Consider the following 21,824-nt stretch of genomic DNA (forward strand, 5'->3'; position numbering starts at 1 on the left):
CAGTGCAGAGAGGATATAGAAGATGGAAACAAAGCAGGATAATATAATTGCTGCCGATTATTCGGAAGTAATGCAGAAATCATATATTGATTATGCCATGAGCGTGATCATTTCCAGGGCACTTCCTGATGTAAGGGATGGCTTGAAGCCTGTACAAAGGCGTACCCTTTATGATATGTATGAGCTGGGGATCCGGTATGACCGTCCTTACAGAAAATGCGCCCGTATTGTTGGAGATACCATGGGTAAATACCACCCGCACGGAGACAGCTCCATTTATGAGGCATTGGTAGTGATGGCTCAGGATTTCAAAAAGGGCAAGACCCTGGTGGATGGACATGGAAACTTCGGCTCCATTGAAGGAGATGGAGCTGCAGCTATGAGGTATACGGAAGCCAGGCTGGAAAAGCTTACCCAGGAAGTATTCCTTGCAGACCTTGATAAGAATGTGGTGGATTTTCTTCCTAACTTTGATGAAACGGAGAAAGAACCGGAGGTACTGCCTGTACGTATCCCTAATCTTCTTGTAAATGGTGCAGACGGTATTGCGGTAGGTATGGCTACCAGTATTCCGCCCCACAATCTGGGAGAAGTGGTGGATGCGGTTAAAGCATATATGAAAAATAATGAGATCAGTGTTAAGGGGCTGATGCGTTATATGAAAGGCCCGGATTTTCCTACCGGAGGTATCATTGTCAATAAAGATGAGCTTCTGAATATTTATGAAACAGGAACCGGGAAGATCCGTATCCGTGGACGAGTGCAGATTGAAAAGCAAAAAAACGGCAGACAGCTGCTGGTGATCACAGAAATCCCGTATACCATGCTGGGAGCAAATATCGGTAAATTCCTGAATGACGTAGCTGCCCTGGTAGAAACAAAAAAGACTACAGACATTCTTGACATTTCCAACCAGTCTTCCAAAGAAGGGATCCGTATCGTACTGGAACTGAAAAAGGATACGGATGTGGAGAATCTGACCAATATGCTGTATAAGAAAACCAGGCTGGAGGATACCTTTGGCGTTAATATGCTGGCAGTGGCAGAGGGCAGACCGGAAACCTTAAGCCTTAAGCAGGTGATCGAGTATCATGTGGATTTTCTTTTTGAGGTCACTACAAGGAAATACACCACCCTTCTTGCAAAAGAGATGGACAAAAAAGAGATTCAGGAAGGGCTGATCAAGGCCTGCGATGTGATCGACCTGATCATTGAAATCCTGCGTGGAAGCAAGAACCGGGAGCAGGTGAAAAAATGTCTGGTGGAAGGTGTTACAAAGGGAATCCGTTTTAAGTCAAAGGCAAGTGAAACGGCAGCCGGGAAGCTGCATTTTTCTGAAAAGCAGGCAACGGCTATTCTGGAAATGCGTCTGTATCGTCTCATTGGTCTGGAGATCGAAGCCCTGGAAGCTGAGTACAAGCAGACCATGGACAATATTGCCAGATACGAAGATATTCTGAATAATTATGATTCTATGGCACATGTGATCATGGATGATCTGGATCGGATCAAGAAGGAATATACTGTAAAAAGGCGGACAACCATTGAAAATGCCCAGGAAGCTGTATATGAAGAGAAAAAAATGGAAGAAATGCAGGTATGCTTCCTGATGGATCGCTTCGGCTATATGAAGCTGGTGGATATGAATGTTTACGAAAGAAATAAAGAAGCAGCCAACAGCGAGAATAAATATATCTTTACCTGTATGAATACAGATAAGATCTGTCTGTTTACAGACGGTGGACGGATGCATTCTATTAAGGTGGCAGACATTCCCCTGGGACGATTCCGGGATAAGGGCACACCTGCAGATAATTTGAGCAATTATGAAAGTGCAAAGGAACAGATCATATATGTGGCACCTATGGAGCAGATTCGAAATGGCTCCCTTATGTTTGTGACAGCAGCTTCCATGTGTAAGCTGGTAAAAGGCGAAGAATTTGATGTGGCAAAAAGAACGATAGCTTCCACCAAATTAAACCCGGAGGATTACCTGATCTTTGTTGGTCTTGCAGATGAGATGGAGCAGGTGGTATTTCAGACCAGGGAGGGATATTTCCTAAGGTTCCTGAAACAGGAAGTCTCATCCATGAAGAAAACAGCAGTTGGTGTAAGAGGCATGAAGCTGACAGAGGGTGATGCTGTGGAGCACGCTTATTTGTTGGAAGGCCACAGGGAATATAACATTACTTACAAAGAGAAGGAGTATTCCCTGAATAAGGTGAAACTGGCAAAAAGGGATACAAAAGGGGTAAAACCAAGGCTGTAACACATTTATTAAGGAAAAAGCCCTTGCAATTCCCTAGGATTGGTGCTACAATGGCAAAAGAAACTAAGAACTTGTTGGCATAGGAGTGGGCAGACGCCCACTCTTTTTGCTGATAAAGGGACATGTTGGAAAGGCAGGTGGGAAGCATGAGCAGACGAGAAGAATATCAGCAGAGGGCAGAAGCACTTTTGGCTCCTATTGTAGAAGAACAGGGCTTTGAACTGGTAGACGTAGAATATGTAAAGGAAGCAGGATGCTGGTATTTGCGAGGCTATATTGACAAACCCGGCGGGATTACAGTGAATGACTGTGAAGCTGTAAGCCGTATTTTCAGTGATAAGCTGGATGAACAGGATTTTATCGAAGACAGCTATATTATGGAGATCAGTTCTCCTGGGCTTGACCGTCCACTGAAAAAGGAAAAGGACTTTGCCAGGAGCCTTGGAAAGCTGGTAGAAATCCGGACCTACCGGCCAATCGAAAAACAGAAAGAATTTTGCGGTGTTCTGACCGCATATGATGGTAACAGTGTGACAATTGACGAAGATGGACAGAACCGAGTATTCGATAGGAAAGAGATCGCACTGATCCGGCTGGCAATTCAGTTTTAAGGACTTATTAGGAGGAAAAGAGAAAAATGAACAGAGAGTTAATGGAGGCACTGGATACGCTGGAAAAAGAAAAAAATATCAGCAAAGAAACTCTTTTGGAAGCAATTGAGCAGTCTCTGATCCAGGCTTGCAAGAACCATTTTGGAAAGGCTGACAACGTGCATGTAAGCATTGACAGGGATACCTGCGACTTTAGCGTATATGCAGACCGGACCGTTGTTGAATATGTAGAGGATCCGGTGGAGGAAGTATCCCTGGAGGATGCAAGAAAGACCAATGCAAATGCAGAGATCGGCGATGTGGTAAAGGTTCAGATCCATTCAGATAAGTTTGGCAGGATCGCTACACAGAATGCTAAGAATGTGATCCTTCAGAAGATCCGTGAGGAAGAACGTAAAGTGCTGTATGATCAGTATTACGGCATTGAGAAAGAAGTTGTAACAGGTATTGTACAGCGGGTGATGGGCAGAAATGTAAGCATTAACCTTGGAAAGGCTGATGCAGTCCTTAGCGAGAATGAGCAGGTGAAGGGGGAGACATTCCAGCCTACAGAGCATATCAAGGTTTATATCCTGGAAGTAAAGGATACCCCGAAGGGTCCCCGTATTCTTGTGTCCAGGACCCATCCGGGCCTGGTGAAACGTCTTTTTGAGTCTGAAGTTGCAGAAGTAAAAGACGGTACTGTAGAGATCAAGAGCATTGCCAGAGAGGCTGGATCCCGTACAAAGATCGCTGTATGGAGCAATGATCCGGATGTAGATCCTGTAGGAGCTTGTGTGGGTGTGAACGGTTCCCGTGTAGGAGCCATCGTAAATGAGCTTCGCGGAGAGAAGATCGATATTATCAACTGGGATGAGAATCCGGCTATTCTCATCGAGAATGCATTAAGCCCTGCAAAGGTGATCGCTGTTATGGCGGATCCGGATGAGAAGACTGCACTTGTTGTAGTGCCGGATTACCAGCTTTCCCTTGCTATTGGCAAGGAAGGACAGAATGCCCGCTTGGCAGCCCGTCTTACAGGTTTCAAAATTGATATCAAGAGTGAGACACAGGCTAAAGAATCCGGAGACTTCTATGACTATGATGAGGATGAAGATGAGGAGTATTACGATGAGGACGAATATGAGGAGCCTGTAGAAGCAGAAGTACAGGATTCCCAGGAGCCTCAGCCGGAAGCTGACAAAGAGCCATCTTCAGAAGAAACAGAGGAAGCATGAAAACAAAAGGCAAGATCCCTATGCGGCAGTGTACTGGCTGCAGGGAAATGAAAAATAAAAAAGAGATGATCCGGGTTTTAAGAACCGGAGAAGGAGAGATCCTTCTGGATGCAACAGGGAAGAAGAATGGCCGTGGTGCGTATCTCTGTTTTTCCAGGGAATGCCTGGAAAAGGCCAGGAAAAATCATGGACTGGAGCGCTCCCTGAAGGTATCCATACCGGATGAGGTTTATGACAGCCTGGAAAAGGAGTTCGACGGAATTGATTCAAAATAAAGCATTATCATTGTTAGGTTTGGCCACAAAGGCCGGAAAGACGGTAAGCGGCGAATTTTCCACTGAAAAATCCGTAAAGTCCGGCAAAGGTTATGTGGTTCTTGTTGCCGGTGATTCATCCGATAACACAAAAAAGAAATTCCGGAATATGTGTGCTTATTATCAGGTGCCTTTGTTTATCCTGAAAGAAGACAAGGAAATGCTGGGAAAAGCCATGGGCAAAGAATTTCGGGCCAGTGCAGCAGTGCAGGATGAGAATTTTGCAAATGCTCTCATTAAGAAACTGGCTGGTAGTGGTGTGTTTCCAGAAGAGGCATAACCACCAGCTGTTACAGATTCCGTTTTGCAAAAGAGAAATAAAGCAGTTCATCTGCTTTACAGGTATTTGGTAAGAAGGAGGAAGGTAAATGACCAGAATCAGGGTACATGAGCTTGCCAAAGAGCTGGGAAAGCAAAATCGGGAGATTATGGAATTATTAAGAGTTGAAGGGATTGACGTAAAAAGCCATATGAGCAATGTGGAGGAATCCCAGGCAGCTGTTATCAGAAAAAAAATAAAGGATCTAGGAAAGGAGAAAGATACGAAATTGGAGACTCCTAAGACAGAAGAAAAGGTAGTTACGGCGAAGACGGATGCTGAAAAAACAGAAGCGCCGAAAAAGAAAAAAAATATTATCCGCGTATATCATGCACAGAATGCCAGTGATGGCGGAAAAGGAAGAAAGAAACCGCTTGGCGAGAAGCGCCAGAGACCACAGGGGGCACGCCCTGCACAGCCAAGAAGCCAGGCAGTGGCACCGGCAAAACCTGCTGCAGCAAAGCCTGCAGAGAACGTAAAGCCGGCAGAAAGTGCAAAGTCGGTTGAGACTGCAAAACCATCTGCAGCACCAGTACAGGCAGCAAAGCCAGTGGAGAGCATTAAACCGGCAGAAAGTGCAAAGTCGGTTGAGACTGCAAAACCAGCAGAGACAGCAAAACCATTTGCAGCACCGGTACAGGCTGCAAAACCGGCTGAAGCAAAACCGGCTGAGTCAAGACAGGGATCTGACAGACCGAGAAATGAAGGCAGCAGACCACAAGGCGCAGGCAGAGGAGAAGGCCGTCCAGCTGGAAACAGCAACGGACAGTCCGGACGAGGATTCCGTGGGAATGATAACCGTAATGGGGAAAGAAGAAGCTTTGACCGTCAGGGCGGCGGCCGTCCTCAGAGAAACGGAGATAGTACACAGCGAAATCCAAGATTCGGAGAAGCAGGCGGACGCCCGGCACGTTCCAATGAGGGAAGACCGTCAAGACCAGGAGATTCCAGACCAGGACAGCGCCAGGGTGCAGGCCAGGGCGGACGTTTTGGCCAGGGCAGACCACAGGGTGCAGGCAGAGGAGAAGGCCGTCCGGATAATCGTGATAACAGAGGTGAAGGAAGAGGAGACGGACGTTTCAGCCAGGGAAGAGGCGGACAGCGTCAGGGTGCAAGAAGAAGCACAGGTGCTTCCGATACAGTATTTACTCCAGAACTTACCAAAGGCACCAAGGACAGCAAGCGTGAGCGTGACAGAGAAAATAAAAACAAAAAGAAAGATTTTGATAAGACAAGTGGCGGACACAGACCAAACCAGGGTGGCCGTGGTATGGTATCCAGACTGCCAAAGGCACTTCAGAAGCTGGCTCCCCAGCAGAAACAGCCGGAAGAGAAAAAACAGCCTGAAGTAAAAGAAATTACCCTGCCGGAGAAAATGACCATCCGTGAACTGGCAGAAGCTATGAAGATGCAGCCATCTGTAATCGTGAAAAAGCTTTTCATGCAGGGACAGATGGTAACTGTAAACCATGAGATCGATTTTGAAAAAGCACAGGAAATCGCCATGGAATTCGACATCATTGCAGAACAGGAGGAAAAGGTAGATGTGATCGGCGAGCTTCTGAAAGAAGATGAAGAAGATCAGTCCACTATGGTTCCCAGACCTCCGGTTGTATGTGTAATGGGTCACGTTGACCATGGTAAAACATCTCTTCTTGATGCGATCCGTAAGACAAATGTTACAAGAGGCGAGGCTGGTGGTATCACTCAGCATATTGGTGCTTATGTGGTAGATATCAATGGTCAGAAGATCACATTCCTTGATACACCAGGACATGAGGCATTTACAGCTATGCGTATGCGTGGTGCCAATGCTACAGATATTGCAGTTCTTGTAGTTGCAGCAGATGATGGTGTGATGCCACAGACTGTAGAGGCGATCAGTCATGCGAAGGCAGCGGGAGTGGAGATCATTGTTGCTATTAACAAGATCGATAAACCAAGTGCCAATATTGAGCGTGTAAAACAGGAGCTTTCCGAATATGAACTGATCCCTGAGGACTGGGGCGGAAGCACAGCCTTTGTACCTGTTTCAGCAAAAACAGGGGAGGGTATTGAGGATCTGCTTGAGATGATCCTTCTTACTGCAGAGGTTTCCGAACTGAAAGCCAATCCTAACCGTGCGGCAAGAGGTCTTGTGATCGAGGCACAGTTGGATAAAGGTAAAGGACCTGTTGCTACCATTCTTGTACAGAAGGGTACTCTCCATGTGGGAGACTTTATTGCGGCAGGTGCCTGCAGTGGTAAGGTTCGTGCAATGATGGATGACAAGGGACGCCGGGTAAAAGAAGCCGGACCATCCACACCTGTGGAGATCCTGGGTCTTGGTGATGTGCCAAACGCAGGAGAGGTGCTGATGTCCTTTGAGAATGATAAAGACGCCAAGAATTTTGCAGCAGCATTTGTATCTGAGAATAAAAACCGTCTGCTGGAAGAAACGAAAGGCAAGCTTTCTCTTGACAATCTGTTTGACCAGATCCAGGCAAGTGACCTGAAAGAACTGCCTATCATCGTGAAGGCAGATGTACAGGGATCTGTGGAAGCGGTAAAACAGAGTCTTGTAAAGCTTTCTAACCAGGAAGTTGTAGTAAGAGTGATCCATGGTGGTGTTGGTGCTATCAATGAATCTGACGTAAGTCTGGCAGCTACCTCTAATGCGATCATCATTGGCTTTAATGTACGTCCTGATACTACTGCAAAGCAGCTGGCTGAGCAGGAAGGGGTAGATCTGCGTCTGTACAAAGTGATCTATCAGGCAATCGAGGATGTGGAAGCAGCTATGAAGGGTATGCTGGATCCAATCTACGAAGAGAAGGTGATCGGCCATGCAGAGGTTCGTCAGCTGTTCAAGGCTTCCGGTATCGGTACGATCGCAGGAAGTTACGTTCTGGACGGTATGTTCCAGAGAAACTGCAAAGTACGTATTACCAGAGGTGAGGAGCAGATCTATGAAGGCGAGCTTTCATCCCTGAAGAGATTTAAAGACGATGTGAAAGAAGTTAAGGCAGGCTACGAATGTGGTCTTGTATTTAATGATTTCAATGACGTAAAAGAAGAAGATAAGATTGAAGCGTATATCATGGTAGAAGTGCCAAGATAGAACATCCGGGCAAGCGTCAGGATAGGAGATAATTATGAGGAAAAACAGCATTAAGAATACCAGGATAAACGGTGAAGTGCAGAAAGAATTAAGCAAGATCATCCGTGAAGAGATCAAGGATCCACGTATTCATCCAATGACATCTGTCATGGCAGTGGAAGTAGCGCCTGACCTGAAAACATGTAAGGCATTTATCAGTGTCCTGGGTAACGAGGAAGCAAAGCAGTCCACGATCAAGGGTCTGAAGAATGCAGAAGGATATATCCGCCGGGAGCTTGCAAGGACATTGAATCTGCGGAATACACCGGAGATCCGTTTTATTCTGGATGAGTCCATTGAATATGGCGTGAATATGTCAAAGCTGATCGATGACGTAATGATGAAGGATGCAAAAACATCACAGCCTGACCAGGAAGAAAAATCAGGAGACGGAAGGGAAGAGTGACGAGGTAAGATATGGAGAGGATTGAAGAGATACTGAATGGCGTTAAGACATTGGGAATCGGAGGTCATGTCCGGCCGGATGGAGACTGTGTAGGCTCCTGTATGGCATTATATCTGTACATCAGAAAATATTTTCCGCAGATCAAAGCGGACATTTATCTGGAAAGCCCAAAGCCGGTTTTTCATTATATCAGTCACATTGAAGATATTAAGACAGAAGCAGACGGGGACAGACAGTATGACCTTTTTGTTACCTGTGATGTAAGCTCAAGAGACAGGCTGGCAGTTGCCGGGGAATATTTTGAACATGCAAAGAAAACTGCCTGCGTGGATCATCATGTAAGCAATCTTGGCTTTGCAGATGTGAATCATGTGGAGGGAGAAGTCAGTTCAGCCTGCGAAGTGCTTTACGGGCTTCTCGATCCTGAAAAAGTGGATAAGGACATTGCAACTGCTATTTATACAGGGATCGTTCATGATACAGGCGTGTTCCAGTATTCTTCCACCACACCAAAAACGATGCGGATCGCTGCCACGCTGATGGAAACAGGATTTAATTTCAGCAAGATCATTGATGAATCTTTTTATCAGAAAACCTACCTGCAGAATCAGGTAATGGGTCGTATTTTGGCAGAAAGCATTATGCTGCTGGATGGAAGATGCATTGTAGGCTGCATGAAAAAAAGAGACATGGATTTTTACGGTGTGGAAGGCAAGGATCTGGATGGAGTTGTAAGCCAGCTCCGCCTTACCCAGGGCGTAGAGGTAGCCATGTTCCTGTATGAAGTAGAAAGCCAGGTGTTTAAGGTTTCTCTCCGATCTAATGGCCAGGTGGATGTAAGTGCGATTGCCGTTTATTTCGGAGGAGGCGGACATATGCGAGCAGCAGGCTGTGATATGGCAGGTTCTGTATATGATGTGATCAATAACATATCCGAACAGATTGAAAAACAGCTGTTGGGACAGGACAAATAATGGACGGAATCATTGTAATCAGAAAAGAAAAAGGATATACCTCCCATGATGTGGTAGCTAAGCTTCGTGGGATTCTATCCATGAAAAAGATCGGCCATACAGGTACCCTGGATCCGGAGGCAGAAGGTGTGCTTCCGGTTGCTCTTGGCAAGGGTACCCGTCTGGTGGATATGCTTACAGACAAAGAAAAGACTTATGAAGCGGTACTTCGCCTGGGAGTGGTAACAGATACCCAGGACATGACCGGTACGGTTCTTGAAGAGCATCCTGTACATGTAACCGAAGAGCAGATCCAAGATACAGTAAATGGTTTCCTTGGAGAGCAGATGCAGGTTCCACCTATGTATTCTGCACTGAAGGTAAATGGTAAAAAGCTGTATGAACTGGCAAGAGAAGGTAAGACGGTAGAGCGTAAGGCCAGGCCTGTATTTTTCTACGGTATAGAGATCCAGAAGATTGCCCTGCCGCTTATAAAGCTTACAGTCACCTGTAGCAAGGGGACATATATACGTACCCTGTGCAATGATATTGGAGAGGCATTAGGCTGCGGAGGCTGTATGGAAAGCCTTGTAAGGACAAAGGTGGGACGATATACGCTGGAAGAAGCCTATACGCTGGCACAGGTGGAAGAGATAAGAGATCAGGGAAAGATATCCCATCTTGTGATTCCTGTGGAACAGGTCCTTGGTGAGTATCCCAAATTGATGTGTACCCAGGCTGGTGACAGGCTTCTTCAAAATGGAAATCCCCTGATCCAGGAGCTGGTAAATGAAAATGTTAAAGAAGGCTGGGTCCGTATGTATGGCAGCACAGGGAATTTTGTGGGGATCTATCAGTGGGATCAAGGGAAACAAAGGTATTTCCCTGTAAAAATGTTTATTTGAATGAGTGATATTTTTACAAGTATTGGACATGAATTGAATTAAGGAGCAGATGATGGAATATCTGAAGATAAACGGGGAATTTCCAAGGCTTGCACCTTGCGGTGTGACCCTGGGAAAGTTCGACGGGATCCACAGAGGCCATATGCGTCTGGTGGAAAAGGTACTGGAATACAAGAATATGACAGGCTCTAAGGCAGTGCTTTTTGCCATTGATGTAAATGAAAAGATGATCCTTTCCCGTAAGGAAAGGGCTGATTTCCTTGAAAAAGCAGGTATAGATGTTTTGGTGGAGTGTCCTTTGACTGACAGCTTTAAGCATCAGAAGGCTGAGAATTTTATAAAAGAGATTTTGCTTGGAGATTTGCATGCCGGTTTTGTAGCAGTAGGAGAAGATTATCGGTTTGGATACGGCAGGAAAGGTACTCCCCAGCTTTTGAAAAGTTTTGGTGCAAAATACGGTTTCCATGCTGAAGTTATCTCAAAAGAGATGGATGGCAGACGAAAGGTAAGCAGTACGTTTATACGGGAAGAACTGAAAAAGGGAAAAATGGAAAAAGTAGAGGATCTGCTGGGCAGACCCTATTTTCTTGCCGGAGAGATTTTGCATGGGCGAGGCCTTGGACACAGAATGCTTCTTCCAACAACAAATATGATTCCTGATCCGGATAAGCTGATGCCTCCAAACGGTGTTTATGTAACCGTTTCTCATTTTGAAAACCAGGTATATGGGGGAATCACCAATATTGGGTGTAAGCCTACAGTGGGAGGAGAATCCTTTATCGGCGTTGAGACCTACCTGTTTGATTGCAGCCAGGATCTATATGGAAAGCCCTGTAAGGTAGAATTTCTGCATTATCTGAGGCCAGAACATAAATTCCCATCCCTTGAGGCTTTGAAGACCCAGCTTTTAAAAGATGCACAACAGGGAAAAGATTTCATGGACAAAAACCAAAATATCATATATAGTTAATGATGTAGCTACTGTAAAGAAACAGTAAAAAAAGTGTAAAATACAAGGGAGATAATTGAGCAATGGCAGAGATTATTCTTGGACTTATGGGAGGGCTTGGGCTCTTCTTATATGGTATGAGGTTGATGAGCGACAGCTTGGAACAGGCGGCTGGAGCCAGGATGAGAGCGATTCTTGAGTTCTTTACAAAGACCCCATTACGTGGGATCCTTGTAGGTACTCTTTTTACAGCAGTGATCCAGTCATCCAGTGCCTGTACAGTTATGGTGGTCAGCTTTGTAAACTCAGGGTTGATGGATCTGTACCAGGCCGCAGGCGTGATCATGGGAGCTAATATTGGTACTACAGTCACGTCACAGCTGATTTCATTTAACCTTTCCGCACTGGCACCTGCCATTGTTATGGCTGGTATCATACTGGTAATGATTTCCAAGAAGGTGAAAGTCCAGAGAGTGGGCGAGGTACTTCTTGGCTTTGGTATCCTGTTTATGGGACTGAATACAATGTCCAGTTCCATGGCAGTTTTGAGGGAATCCCCTCAGGTAGTTGAGATCATGGGATCTCTTAACGGTCATTTTGCAGCATTGATCGTAGGTCTTGTGGTTACAGCAGTCCTTCAGAGCTCTTCAGCTACGGTTGGTATTGTGCTCCTCCTTGCAAATCAGGGGCTGCTGGATATGAGGATCTGTTTCTTCATTATCCTTGGATGTAATATTGGAGCCTGTGTATCTGCACTTCTTGCCGGTCTGAATGGCAAGCGTGATGCAAAGAGAGCGGCAATGATCCATCTGCTGTTTAATATTTTGGGTACGATCATCATGTATGTGGCCCTGACTGTGGCATTGGAACCGATCACACACTTTATTGAATTTGTTTCCGGAAGCAATCCGGGCCGTGAGGTGGCAAATGCCCACACATTGATCAAGATCGTGGAGGTATTGATCCTTGCACCGTTTATCAAGCAGATCGTAAAGATGACCGGCTGGGTTGTAAGAGGAAAGGAAGAGACGGAAGAAGAAGGCTTCCATCTTCAGTATATTGGCGAAAAATCAGTTTATTCTCCTACAACTGCTGTATTCGATGCGATCCGGGAGATGGAGAGAATGGGACATATGGCCATTTCCAATCTGGAGCGTGCCATGAATGCACTGGTTACGCTGGATGAGCAGGAGATCGAACAGGTATATCAGGTGGAGAGGCAGATCGATTATCTGAATCATGAGATCACCAGTTATCTTGTAAAGGTAAATGGTACTACTCTTCCGGCAGATGACGCAAAGAGCATTGGCGGTTTGTTCCATGTGGTGAATGATATTGAGCGTATCGGGGATCATGCGGAGAATATTGCAGACGCAGCAGTAGCCCGGTTGAAGCAGAATATCGGCTTCAGCGAATCTGCCAAGCGTGAGTTGTCCAGCATGCTGGACATGGTGATCAAGATTACCACATATGCGCTGGATATGTTCTCAAGCAATAATCAGGAACATATGCAGGAGATCCTGGATTTGGAAGATCATGTAGATGAAACAGAAAGGGAACTGCAGGAGTCACACATCCAGCGTCTTACCAGAGGCGAATGTACAGCCAGCGCAGGTATGATGTTCTCTGATATTATATCCGGTTTGGAGAGAGTATCTGACCATGCTACCAACATTGCTTTTTCCCTTTTGGACGACGATCCTATTGAGCAGCAGAAAGAGGAGCGTGCAAAAGCCGCTGGAAGATAAAGCTGTATCTGGTAACAATTAAACTGGGAAAGCAGCTGAATAGTTTTATAAAAACAACTGAAAAGTTTTATGAGAAACAAAAGGAACGTTTCATGAAAAGTCATGATAAATTTCATGAAAAACAACTGAAAAGTTCTATGGAAAAAGGTTTACAGAAAAAGGCGGATATGCTATACTGTCTTTTGTGTGGGTACAGCCCATATTCAGAGGTTGGAAACTCCGACCGTCTCTTAATATGCGGCGTTTACCTGCAGGCTTACGGTAAGGATTTGCCGGAGCATCTATAATATTATTTTAAGGAGGAAATCAAAGATGATTTCAAAAGAAAAGAAAGCAGCGATCATGAAAGAGTATGCAAGAAGCGAAGGTGATACAGGTTCACCGGAGGTTCAGGTAGCTATCCTTACAGCAAGGATCCAGGAACTTACCGAGCATCTTCAGAGCAACCACAAAGACCATCATTCAAGAAGAGGTCTTCTGAAAATGGTTGGACAGAGACGTGGTCTGTTAGCTTACTTAAAGAAAACAGATATCGCAAGATACCGTGCACTGATTGAAAAATTAGGTTTAAGAAAGTAATTAGTATGCGGAAGGGACGGATTTCCATCCGTCCCTGTTTTATGTACTAGGAAATTCCGTTGGAATTTCCTAGTACATAAAAAAGCCCTACCGGGCAGGATCGCACTGCGGCGGAAGGGTAGATGTCGCTTAAGGCGACCCGCCGCAGGCGGAGAATCCTGCTTTGCAGGATTCTTATGTTAAGGCAGCAGAAGTTATTCCGAGACTACTGAAAAGCCCAGTTGCTTTGGCAGGCAAATGGTTTTTTCAGTTGTTTCGGGCTTCTGTGTCAGATCAAAGAAAATAAGAGAATTGAAAAGGAGAAAAAAGATGTACAAAAGTTATTCCATGGAATTAGCTGGAAGAACGCTTACTGTAGACATCGGACGTGTTGCAAAGCAGGCAAACGGTGCAGCCCTGATGCATTATGGCGATACCACTGTACTGGCAACAGCTACAGCATCAAAGGAGCCAAGAGAGGGAATTGACTTTTTCCCTTTAAGTGTAGAATATGAAGAGAAGATGTACGCTGTTGGGAAGATCCCGGGCGGATTCAACAAGAGAGAGGGAAAGGCCAGTGAGCATGCGATCCTTACTTCCCGTGTGATTGACCGTCCAATGCGTCCTCTGTTTCCTAAGGATTATAGAAATGATGTTACATTGGTAGATATGGTTATGTCTGTTGATCCGGAGTGCAATCCTGAGATCCCTGCAATGCTGGGCTCCTCCATTGCTACCTGTATTTCCGATATTCCATTTGACGGTCCATGTGCAACCACACAGGTTGGACTGATTGATGGAGAGTTTATTATCAACCCTACTCTTGCACAGAAGGATATGTCTGACCTTCAGCTGACAGTTGCTTCCACAAGAGACAAGGTGATCATGATCGAGGCCGGAGCCAATGAGGTTCCCGAAGCAAAGATGATCGAAGCCATCTACAAGGCACATGAAGTCAATCAGGAGATCATCAAATTCATCGATAAGATCGTAGCAGAGTGTGGTAAAGAAAAGCATACGTATCAGTCCTGTGCAGTTCCGGAAGAGCTTTTTGCAGCCATCAAAGAGATCGTTCCTCCAGAAGAAATGGAAGTGGCAGTATTCTCTGATGACAAGCAGACAAGAGAGAACAATGTGGCACAGGTTACTGAGAAGCTGAAAGAAGCTTTTGCAGATAAAGAAGAATGGCTGGCTGTACTTGGCGAGGCTGTATACCAGTATCAGAAGAAGACTGTACGTAAGATGATCCTGAAAGACCACAAGCGTCCGGATGGACGTGCCATCAAGCAGATCCGTCCTCTGGCTGCAGAAGTGGATATTATCCCCAGAGTTCATGGTTCTGCCATGTTTACAAGAGGACAGACACAGATCTGTACAGTGACTACTTTGGCACCGCTTGCCGAGGCACAGAGACTGGACGGACTGGATGAGTTTGAAACATCCAAGAGATATATGCATCACTACAACTTCCCATCCTACTCTGTAGGCGAGACAAAGCCGTCCAGAGGACCGGGACGTCGTGAGATTGGTCATGGAGCACTGGCAGAGAGAGCTCTTGTACCAGTACTTCCAAGTGAAGAAGAGTTCCCATATGCAATCCGTACAGTGTCTGAGACTTTTGAGTCCAATGGTTCTACTTCTCAGGCAAGTATCTGCGCATCTACCATGTCTCTGGAAGCAGCCGGAGTACCAATCAAGAAACCGGTTGCAGGTATTTCCTGCGGTCTTGTTACCGGAGATACAGATGATGATTACATCGTACTGACCGATATCCAGGGTCTTGAGGATTTCTTTGGTGATATGGACTTTAAGGTAGCAGGTACCCATGATGGTATCACAGCTATCCAGATGGATATTAAGATCCATGGTCTTACCAGACAGATCGTAGAGGAAGCAATTGCACGTACCAAAGAGGCAAGAGAGTACATCCTTACAGAAGTGATCGAGAAATGTATCCCAGGTCCACGTCCAAGCGTTGGTGCTTATGCACCTAAGATCATCCAGATCCAGATCGATCCGCAGAAGATTGGTGATGTAGTTGGACAGCGTGGAAAGACCATCAATACGATTATTGAGCGTACAGGTGTTAAGATCGATATTACAGACGAAGGCGCAGTTTCCATTTGTGGTGTTGATGCCAAGAGTATGGAAGAAGCCAAGAAAATGATTGAGATCATTGCTACAGATTTTGAACAGGGTCAGATCTTTACCGGCCGTGTGATCAGTATTAAGGAGTTTGGCGCATTTGTTGAGTTTGCACCAGGCAAAGAGGGTATGGTTCATATTTCCAAGATCTGCAAGGAGCGCATCAACCGGGTAGAGGATGTACTTACACTTGGAGATAAGGTGACAGTGATCTGCCTTGGAAAAGACAAGATGGGAAGAATGAGCTTCAGCATCAAGGATGTTCCGGCAGAAGCAAGAAAATAAATTCTATTATTACAATAAGAGCAAAGGGCTGCTGCAGGATTGATGTGGCAGCTCTTTTTACAGGAGTTAGAATTATGAGAAGAATCGGAAAATTCCATAAAGTAAGCTTTGAAAGATTTGCCGGTGACTGGAAGGATTCATTTCCGGAAATGAAAGAGGAAGAAGTAAAGGCTGTATATGAGAATCTTTCTCTTCCCAGAAGAGCCACTGCAGGAAGTGCCGGGTATGATTTTTTTGCACCGGTAAGTTATACCATTAAGCCTGGTGAAACTGTGAAGATCCCTACTGGGATCCGTGTGGAAATGGAACAGGACTGGGTATTGAAATGTTATCCAAGAAGCGGTCTTGGATTTAAATATAGGCTGCAGCTGAATAATACAGTAGGGATCATTGACAGTGATTATTTCTATTCTGATAATGAGGGACATATTTTTGCAAAGCTGACCAATGATTCAAAGGAAGGGAAAATTGTGGAGATTGCTGCAGGCACAGGCTTCATGCAGGGAATCTTTGTAGAATACGGTATTACAGTAGATGATGATGTAACAGATGTGCGAAATGGCGGGTTTGGAAGTACCACAGGAAAATAAGGAAAACCTGGCAGACAAAAAAGAGGCCGGAGCCCCTGGAAGATTATTCCAGGGGAGCTCCGGCTTCTTCTGCATCCCGTGCATTCTGAAGGACAACATCAAAAGCAACGGCTGCTTTATTGTATTCTTCATCATCTTCAATATTTGCCAGCATTGGATCGCCGGATTCTGTGCGGGTGAAGGAGTAAAGATATACCTCTCCATCAGTATTCTGACCGTTCTCATCCAGAGGAAGAAGTGCAATGTATTCTTTTGCATCTACCGGGAAGATGGTCAGGATGGCACATTCTACTTCTGTATCATCCTCCATGGTGAGAGTGATGGTACGGTGGGAAGAAATGTCACTGCCGCCACAGCCGCCTGCACAGGAAGCGCAGTCGCTGGGGCTGCAGGAAGTACTGCCACTGCAGCCAAATTCTGTATCGCTCATAAAAATGAACCTCGCTTTTCTTTAATATGATACCTGTGGATCGCTTTATGCTTTGCACACCCACAGGTATCATTATACTAACAGATATGTAACCAGATTGCAATGACTGGTATTGTTTATTTGCTTAATGTAGCTTAATGTATGACTGGTATTGTTTATTTACTTAATGTATGACTGGTATTGTATATTTACTCAATATATCACTGGTATTCCTTATTTGCTTAACGCCCTGGAAGAGGAACGGGAGTAAATCAATTTCAGGAAAATAGGTGTGATCACGGAAGATACCAGGATCAGCAGGATCACAGCTGTGAAATACTTGGACTCGATCATACCAACCTGAAGGCCCTTTTGAGCAACGATCAGGGCAACCTCTCCACGAGTCATCATGCCTATTCCGATTTTGATAGAATCTTCGCCGCTAAAACCAAGTACCTTGGACATCAGTCCACAGCCTATAATCTTGGTGATCAGTCCTATTGCCACAAAAAGTACACAGAAAAGAAGAAGAGCAGGTGTCAGCTGATCAATGTTTGTTTTCAATCCAATGCTGGCAAAGAAAACAGGAGCGAATACCATGTATGAGCTTACATCTGCCTTGCGGGCAATGTATTCTGCATCATCAATGCTGCACAGGATAATACCTGCCACATAAGCACCGGTAATATCAGCGATGCCGAAATATTTTTCTGCAATATAGGCCATGGCAAAGGCAAGTACAAAGCCGAAAATAGGAAGTCTCCTTGTATGAGGATAACGCTTGTCCAGCCACTGGAAGAATTTGCAGATCAGAACACCCAGGATGAAGAAGATCAGGAAAAACAGCACAGTGGAAATGATCACCTTGGAAGGCTTGGAATTAGGATCTTTCATACCAATTACAAAGGTCAGTACAATGATCCCGATCACATCGTCAATGATCGCAGCACTCATAATGGTTGTTCCGGTTTCTGTTTTAAGATAGCCCAGCTCCTTCAAGGTGGCAACCGTAATACTTACAGAGGTGGCTGTCAGGATCACTCCGGTAAAGATCGCAGAGTAAAAACCGGAAGAACCGCCGGGAGCAAAACCATAATAGCAGCTATAAAGCAGATATCCGCCAAGAAGCGGGACCAGTACTCCTGAACAGGCGATCAGAAAGGCTTTCCAGCCTGTACGCATCAGATCCTTCAGACTGGTCTGAAGACCGGCAAAAAACATAAGCAGAACAACACCGATCTCGGCCAGACCGCTGATCAGATCTGTTTGCTGAACAAGACCAAGCATACAAGGACCAATCAGAAGTCCTGCAATGATCTCCCCTACAACCTGCGGTGCTTTCAGCTTTCCGGCGAGAAGACCGCACAATTTGGCAGAGATCAGGATAATGGCCAGATCTTTAAAAATCTCATAAGTTTCCATTCATAATTCCCCCTCATATAATAGGTATTTTAAGGTTCCTTTGTAACGGAACAATTATAGCATTGCTGTTTTAGGTATGCAAGCAAGAAAAGCTGTTTTTATCTGTCAAATTGTGTTATACTTATAACAGTATGCGAAAATGGATAAAAGCAATTGAAAACAGATTCGCAGCATCATATGGGCAGGTATCCTGCCCTGGTAAAGGAGCAAAGAATGAAACTTATTTCATGGAACGTAAATGGGATCAGAGCCTGCCTGACCAAAGGATTTGAGGAGAGTTTCAAGAAGCTGGACGGAGATGTTTTCTGTCTGCAGGAAACCAAGTGTCAGGAAGGGCAAGTGAAAATAGAACTTCCGGGCTATCATCAGTATTGGAATTATGCCAATCGTAAAGGATATTCCGGTACAGCCATTTTTACAAAAAAGGAACCTCTTTCAGTTTTTTATGGAATGGGTATAGAAGAGCATGATAAAGAGGGGCGGATGATCACACTTGAATTTCCGGAAGCTTATATAGTTACTGTATATACACCCAATTCCCAGAGTGAACTTCGCCGCCTTACATACCGGCAGCAGTGGGAAGCGGATTTTCTTGTTTATCTGCAGAAGCTCAATGAGCAAAAGCCTGTGATCTGCTGTGGCGATATGAATGTGGCACACAAAGAGATCGATCTTAAGAATCCTAAGAATAATCGCATGAATCCAGGATTTACTGATGAAGAGAGAGCTTGCTTTTCAAAATTACTGGATCATGGCTTTACAGATACTTTTCGGTATTTTTATCCGGAACAGGAAGGGATTTATTCCTGGTGGTCCTACAGATTTAAGTCCAGGGAGAAAAATGCAGGATGGAGGATCGACTACTTTCTTACCTCTTCTTCATTAGAAGATAGATTAAAAGATGCAAAGATCCATACAGAGATCATGGGATCCGATCATTGTCCGGTGGAATTGGAGATCGATCTTTGATATCAGCTGGGAGCCAATCCCCCAGCTGATATAGCCTCCGGCAGGATTGCAGAGGTGCGCAGGAGAAGTATGTCATGCAATTGCATGACGCGCACCTCGCAGCAAGAATGCCGAGGCATTCTTGAATAAAAAGTAGGAGGGCAGCATATGCAGTCTATGAATAACACCAGAATTAAACCGGGATATCCACAGGTCCTTGGAGCTTACAAGCTGGAGGGCGGATACAATTTTGCAGTTGAAGCTCCTGAGGATGCCCAGGTTTCCCTGCTCTTATATAAACGAAATCAGCTTGCACCAGTTGAGGAGATTCCTATTGGCCGGGAATACCGGACAGGCAGAGTTTTTGCCATCCGTCTTACAGATAAAAGCGTTGCCAGCTGCCAGTACAATTTTCTGATCAACGGAAGCGTGGTTCAGGATCCCTGTGCCTGCCGTCTGACAGGCAGGAGGAAATTTGGAAGTCCGTATACTGAGGATCCTCATGCAGTACGGTGTGAGCTTCTTAAAGATACTCCATATGACTGGGAAGGAGATGAAGGGATCCAGAGAGAATATAAGGATATGATCCTTTACAAGCTTCACGTAAGAGGCTATACAAAGGCTGCCGGAAGTACCATAAAGAAAAAAGGTACATTTCAGGGGCTGACAGAGATGATCCCTTATTGGAAGGATTTAGGGATCAATACCATTGAATTGATGCCTGCCTATGAATTTCAGGAAGTGGCCGATAAAAAGGAACAGGAAGGGATGATCACCAGCCGAAGGAAAAAGGACGAAGTGAATTTCTGGGGGTATATTCCTGGAAGTTACTTTGCCCCAAAGGAAGCCTACTGCGCCGGCAGAGATCCGGTACAGGAGTTTAAGGATATGGTCAAAGCACTTCATAAGGCTGGAATCGGCTGCATTATGGAAATGTTCTTCCCTAGGGATATCAGTCCACTGATTCCTTTACATGCCCTTCAGTTCTGGAAAGAATATTACCATGTAGACGGTTTTCATCTTCTGGGAGACGGAGTTCCGCTGGAACTGCTTCTTCGGGATGGCCTTCTTGCCGGCACAATGATCATGACCCAGGGATACGATATGAATGAATTTTACAGAGGACGGAAATTTGTGCACCGTAGCTTTGCTGAATACAATCCGGGATTTCTTCAGGATATGCGGCGCTTTCTGAAAAGTGACGAGGATATGGTTTCAGCAGCCAGATACCGCCTCTCCAGAAATCCGGACACTTACGGTGTGATCAATTATATGGCCAGCCAGGATGGATTTACCATGAATGATATGGTATCTTATAATTACAGACACAATGAAGCCAATGCAGAGGATAATTCGGACGGTTGCGCTTATAATTATTCCTGGAATTGTGGTATAGAAGGTTCAAGCAGGAAGACAGCCATCCGGCAGCTTCGGGAACGGCAGATCCGTAATGCATTTGCCATGGTACTTCTTGCACAGGGGACACCTATGATCTACGGTGGAGATGAGATCTGTAATTCCCAGGAAGGAAATAACAATGCCTATTGTCAGGATAACAGCATTGGCTGGGTAGACTGGAAAGGCCAAAAGAGAAATCAGGGAATCCATACGTTTGTAAAGAAGCTGATCCGTTTTCGAATGGAGCATCCCATCCTTCACGGGGCAACGCAGCTAAGAGAGTCAGATTATCTGGCAATGGGGCTTCCAGATATGTCCTTCCACGGCGAACGTGCCTGGTTTTGCAGCTCAGAGAATACCAGCCGCATGCTGGGCATTTTGTACTGCGGTGCATATGCAGGAGATCAAACAGCCGATGAGAATATTTACATTGGATATAATTTCTACTGGGAAAAGCGTTCTTTGGCATTACCGGATCTGCCGGATACCATGCAATGGAAAAAGGTGCTTGATACCTGGGATCTGACCGGAGACGGCTTCTATGAGAAAGAGAATGCCAGGGAGTATACCAAGTCTGTGGAAATCCAGCCAAGGAGCATTGTAGTGCTTCTTGGAGAACGGCTTCCTGTTCCCAGCAAAAGAAAAAAGAAAATACGTGATACAAAAAATGCAGGGCAGGAGGTAAAACATGCATCCGTGGCTTCACTTCAAAACAATCACAAAGCATAAACTGATGGTAATGGGTTATTGCTTTCGTATCGGACTATATAAGCAGGGCCTTCTTCATGATCTTTCCAAGTATTCGCCTGCGGAATTTCTTGTAGGATGCAGGTATTATCAGGGAGACCGTAGCCCTAACAATGCAGAAAGGGAGGCCACCGGAGTTTCCACAGCATGGCTTCACCATAAGGGAAGGAATAAACATCATTATGAGCATTGGGTAGATTATTCCCTTGATGATTCACATGTGATCATGGGTGCGCCTATGCCCAGAAAATATATTGCGGAGATGGTGATGGACAGGATCAGTGCATCCAGAACCTATATGGGAGATGCTTATACCTGTCAGGCTCCATTACAGTATTATCTGAAAAGCAAAAATAAATTATGGTTTGTACATCCAAAGACCAAAAGAGATCTGGAAGCGCTTCTTCGGATCCTTAGTGACCATGGGGAAGAAAAAGCGCTTCATTATATTAAAAATGTATATCTTCGTAAATAACAAACTTACAAAAGGGG

The 21,824-nt window shown here is 45.2% G+C and carries 19 protein-coding genes; 17 read left to right on the top strand and 2 right to left on the bottom strand.

Annotated features, from left to right (window positions below):
- The first annotated feature begins 22 nt into the window (after positions 1–22).
- The 14 genes from AB5916_RS01340 (at position 23) to AB5916_RS01405 (ending at position 16,408) form a co-directional block, all read left to right on the top strand.
- A complete protein-coding gene (locus tag AB5916_RS01340) occupies positions 23–2,269 on the top strand; it encodes a DNA topoisomerase (ATP-hydrolyzing) subunit A (RefSeq protein WP_368188951.1) in 2,247 nt (748 codons plus the stop codon).
- A 146-nt stretch (positions 2,270–2,415) separates the two neighbouring features.
- Positions 2,416–2,880 (top strand): ribosome maturation factor RimP, encoded by a 465-nt coding sequence (rimP, locus tag AB5916_RS01345; protein ID WP_158422051.1) that lies wholly within the window; start codon positions 2,416–2,418, stop codon positions 2,878–2,880.
- Positions 2,881–2,906: 26 nt separating this feature from the next.
- The gene (gene nusA, locus AB5916_RS01350; protein WP_368188952.1) at positions 2,907–4,097 is read left to right on the top strand and encodes a transcription termination factor NusA; all 1,191 of its coding nucleotides are present in this window, start codon (positions 2,907–2,909) and stop codon (positions 4,095–4,097) included.
- Positions 4,094–4,372 carry an RNase P modulator RnpM gene (locus AB5916_RS01355; protein WP_158422049.1) on the top strand — a complete coding sequence of 93 codons (279 nt, stop codon included), beginning with the start codon at positions 4,094–4,096 and terminating at the stop codon, positions 4,370–4,372. The genes nusA and AB5916_RS01355 overlap by 4 nt, the downstream gene beginning before the upstream one ends.
- Positions 4,359–4,691, top strand: coding sequence for a L7Ae/L30e/S12e/Gadd45 family ribosomal protein (locus AB5916_RS01360; RefSeq protein ID WP_368188953.1), 333 nt, complete (start codon positions 4,359–4,361; stop codon positions 4,689–4,691). The genes AB5916_RS01355 and AB5916_RS01360 overlap by 14 nt, the downstream gene beginning before the upstream one ends.
- Before the next feature lie 88 nt (positions 4,692–4,779).
- Positions 4,780–7,830 carry a translation initiation factor IF-2 gene (infB, locus tag AB5916_RS01365; RefSeq protein ID WP_368188954.1) on the top strand — a complete coding sequence of 1,017 codons (3,051 nt, stop codon included), beginning with the start codon at positions 4,780–4,782 and terminating at the stop codon, positions 7,828–7,830.
- Between the two features lie 34 nt (positions 7,831–7,864).
- Entirely contained in the window at positions 7,865–8,275 is a 411-nt protein-coding gene (gene rbfA / locus AB5916_RS01370; protein ID WP_158422046.1) for a 30S ribosome-binding factor RbfA, read from the top strand.
- 11 nt (positions 8,276–8,286) lie between these two features.
- The gene (locus AB5916_RS01375; protein WP_368188955.1) at positions 8,287–9,249 is read left to right on the top strand and encodes a bifunctional oligoribonuclease/PAP phosphatase NrnA; all 963 of its coding nucleotides are present in this window, start codon (positions 8,287–8,289) and stop codon (positions 9,247–9,249) included.
- Positions 9,246–10,133, top strand: a complete 888-nt coding sequence (gene truB, locus AB5916_RS01380; protein WP_368189023.1) for a tRNA pseudouridine(55) synthase TruB — start codon at positions 9,246–9,248, stop codon at positions 10,131–10,133. The genes AB5916_RS01375 and truB overlap by 4 nt, the downstream gene beginning before the upstream one ends.
- 52 nt (positions 10,134–10,185) lie before the next feature.
- Positions 10,186–11,103: a bifunctional riboflavin kinase/FAD synthetase gene (locus AB5916_RS01385; protein ID WP_368188956.1), complete on the top strand. Its 918-nt coding sequence runs from the start codon at positions 10,186–10,188 to the stop codon at positions 11,101–11,103.
- 62 nt (positions 11,104–11,165) lie between these two features.
- Positions 11,166–12,830 carry a Na/Pi cotransporter family protein gene (locus tag AB5916_RS01390; RefSeq protein ID WP_368188957.1) on the top strand — a complete coding sequence of 555 codons (1,665 nt, stop codon included), beginning with the start codon at positions 11,166–11,168 and terminating at the stop codon, positions 12,828–12,830.
- Between the two features lie 312 nt (positions 12,831–13,142).
- Positions 13,143–13,409, top strand: a complete 267-nt coding sequence (gene rpsO / locus AB5916_RS01395) for a 30S ribosomal protein S15 (RefSeq protein ID WP_158422042.1) — start codon at positions 13,143–13,145, stop codon at positions 13,407–13,409.
- Between the two features lie 309 nt (positions 13,410–13,718).
- The gene (locus AB5916_RS01400; protein ID WP_158422041.1) at positions 13,719–15,818 is read left to right on the top strand and encodes a polyribonucleotide nucleotidyltransferase; all 2,100 of its coding nucleotides are present in this window, start codon (positions 13,719–13,721) and stop codon (positions 15,816–15,818) included.
- A 74-nt stretch (positions 15,819–15,892) separates the two neighbouring features.
- Positions 15,893–16,408, top strand: a complete 516-nt coding sequence (locus tag AB5916_RS01405) for a deoxyuridine 5'-triphosphate nucleotidohydrolase (RefSeq protein WP_158422040.1) — start codon at positions 15,893–15,895, stop codon at positions 16,406–16,408.
- Positions 16,409–16,451: 43 nt separating this feature from the next.
- On the opposite strand, the gene AB5916_RS01410 is transcribed toward AB5916_RS01405, so the two are convergent.
- Positions 16,452–16,838, bottom strand: coding sequence for a DUF1292 domain-containing protein (locus AB5916_RS01410; protein ID WP_158422039.1), 387 nt, complete (start codon positions 16,836–16,838; stop codon positions 16,452–16,454).
- 213 nt (positions 16,839–17,051) lie between these two features.
- Positions 17,052–18,239 carry a cation:proton antiporter gene (locus tag AB5916_RS01415; RefSeq protein WP_158422038.1) on the bottom strand — a complete coding sequence of 396 codons (1,188 nt, stop codon included), beginning with the start codon at positions 18,237–18,239 and terminating at the stop codon, positions 17,052–17,054.
- 213 nt (positions 18,240–18,452) lie between these two features.
- Here AB5916_RS01415 and AB5916_RS01420 point away from each other — a divergent pair, with 213 nt between their 5' ends.
- From AB5916_RS01420 to AB5916_RS01430, 3 genes are all read left to right on the top strand, one after another.
- Positions 18,453–19,208 (top strand): exodeoxyribonuclease III, encoded by a 756-nt coding sequence (locus AB5916_RS01420; RefSeq protein WP_368188958.1) that lies wholly within the window; start codon positions 18,453–18,455, stop codon positions 19,206–19,208.
- Positions 19,209–19,355: 147 nt separating this feature from the next.
- The gene (locus tag AB5916_RS01425; protein ID WP_368188959.1) at positions 19,356–21,314 is read left to right on the top strand and encodes a Type II secretory pathway, pullulanase PulA and related glycosidase; all 1,959 of its coding nucleotides are present in this window, start codon (positions 19,356–19,358) and stop codon (positions 21,312–21,314) included.
- Positions 21,274–21,807 (top strand): DUF5662 family protein, encoded by a 534-nt coding sequence (locus tag AB5916_RS01430; protein ID WP_158422035.1) that lies wholly within the window; start codon positions 21,274–21,276, stop codon positions 21,805–21,807. Before AB5916_RS01425 ends, AB5916_RS01430 begins: the two co-directional genes overlap by 41 nt.
- The last annotated feature ends 17 nt before the right edge of the window (positions 21,808–21,824 follow it).

It is taken from the genome of Blautia sp. 1033sp1_1033st1_G9_1033SCRN_220408 (assembly GCF_040929965.1).
GTDB lineage: Bacteria > Bacillota > Clostridia > Lachnospirales > Lachnospiraceae > Blautia_A > Blautia_A ammoniilytica.

Coding starts and splice junctions, on each gene's coding strand:
- rbfA (WP_158422046.1), top strand. CDS start 7,865: ATGAGGAAAAACAGCATTAAGAATACCAGGATAAACGGTGAAGTGCAG.
- AB5916_RS01390 (WP_368188957.1), top strand. CDS start 11,166: ATGGCAGAGATTATTCTTGGACTTATGGGAGGGCTTGGGCTCTTCTTA.
- AB5916_RS01415 (WP_158422038.1), bottom strand. CDS start 18,239: ATGGAAACTTATGAGATTTTTAAAGATCTGGCCATTATCCTGATCTCT.
- AB5916_RS01410 (WP_158422039.1), bottom strand. CDS start 16,838: ATGAGCGATACAGAATTTGGCTGCAGTGGCAGTACTTCCTGCAGCCCC.
- AB5916_RS01425 (WP_368188959.1), top strand. CDS start 19,356: ATGCAGTCTATGAATAACACCAGAATTAAACCGGGATATCCACAGGTC.
- AB5916_RS01340 (WP_368188951.1), top strand. CDS start 23: ATGGAAACAAAGCAGGATAATATAATTGCTGCCGATTATTCGGAAGTA.
- infB (WP_368188954.1), top strand. CDS start 4,780: ATGACCAGAATCAGGGTACATGAGCTTGCCAAAGAGCTGGGAAAGCAA.
- rpsO (WP_158422042.1), top strand. CDS start 13,143: ATGATTTCAAAAGAAAAGAAAGCAGCGATCATGAAAGAGTATGCAAGA.
- AB5916_RS01420 (WP_368188958.1), top strand. CDS start 18,453: ATGAAACTTATTTCATGGAACGTAAATGGGATCAGAGCCTGCCTGACC.
- AB5916_RS01400 (WP_158422041.1), top strand. CDS start 13,719: ATGTACAAAAGTTATTCCATGGAATTAGCTGGAAGAACGCTTACTGTA.
- AB5916_RS01375 (WP_368188955.1), top strand. CDS start 8,287: ATGGAGAGGATTGAAGAGATACTGAATGGCGTTAAGACATTGGGAATC.
- rimP (WP_158422051.1), top strand. CDS start 2,416: ATGAGCAGACGAGAAGAATATCAGCAGAGGGCAGAAGCACTTTTGGCT.
- AB5916_RS01385 (WP_368188956.1), top strand. CDS start 10,186: ATGGAATATCTGAAGATAAACGGGGAATTTCCAAGGCTTGCACCTTGC.
- nusA (WP_368188952.1), top strand. CDS start 2,907: ATGAACAGAGAGTTAATGGAGGCACTGGATACGCTGGAAAAAGAAAAA.
- AB5916_RS01430 (WP_158422035.1), top strand. CDS start 21,274: ATGCATCCGTGGCTTCACTTCAAAACAATCACAAAGCATAAACTGATG.
- AB5916_RS01355 (WP_158422049.1), top strand. CDS start 4,094: ATGAAAACAAAAGGCAAGATCCCTATGCGGCAGTGTACTGGCTGCAGG.
- AB5916_RS01405 (WP_158422040.1), top strand. CDS start 15,893: ATGAGAAGAATCGGAAAATTCCATAAAGTAAGCTTTGAAAGATTTGCC.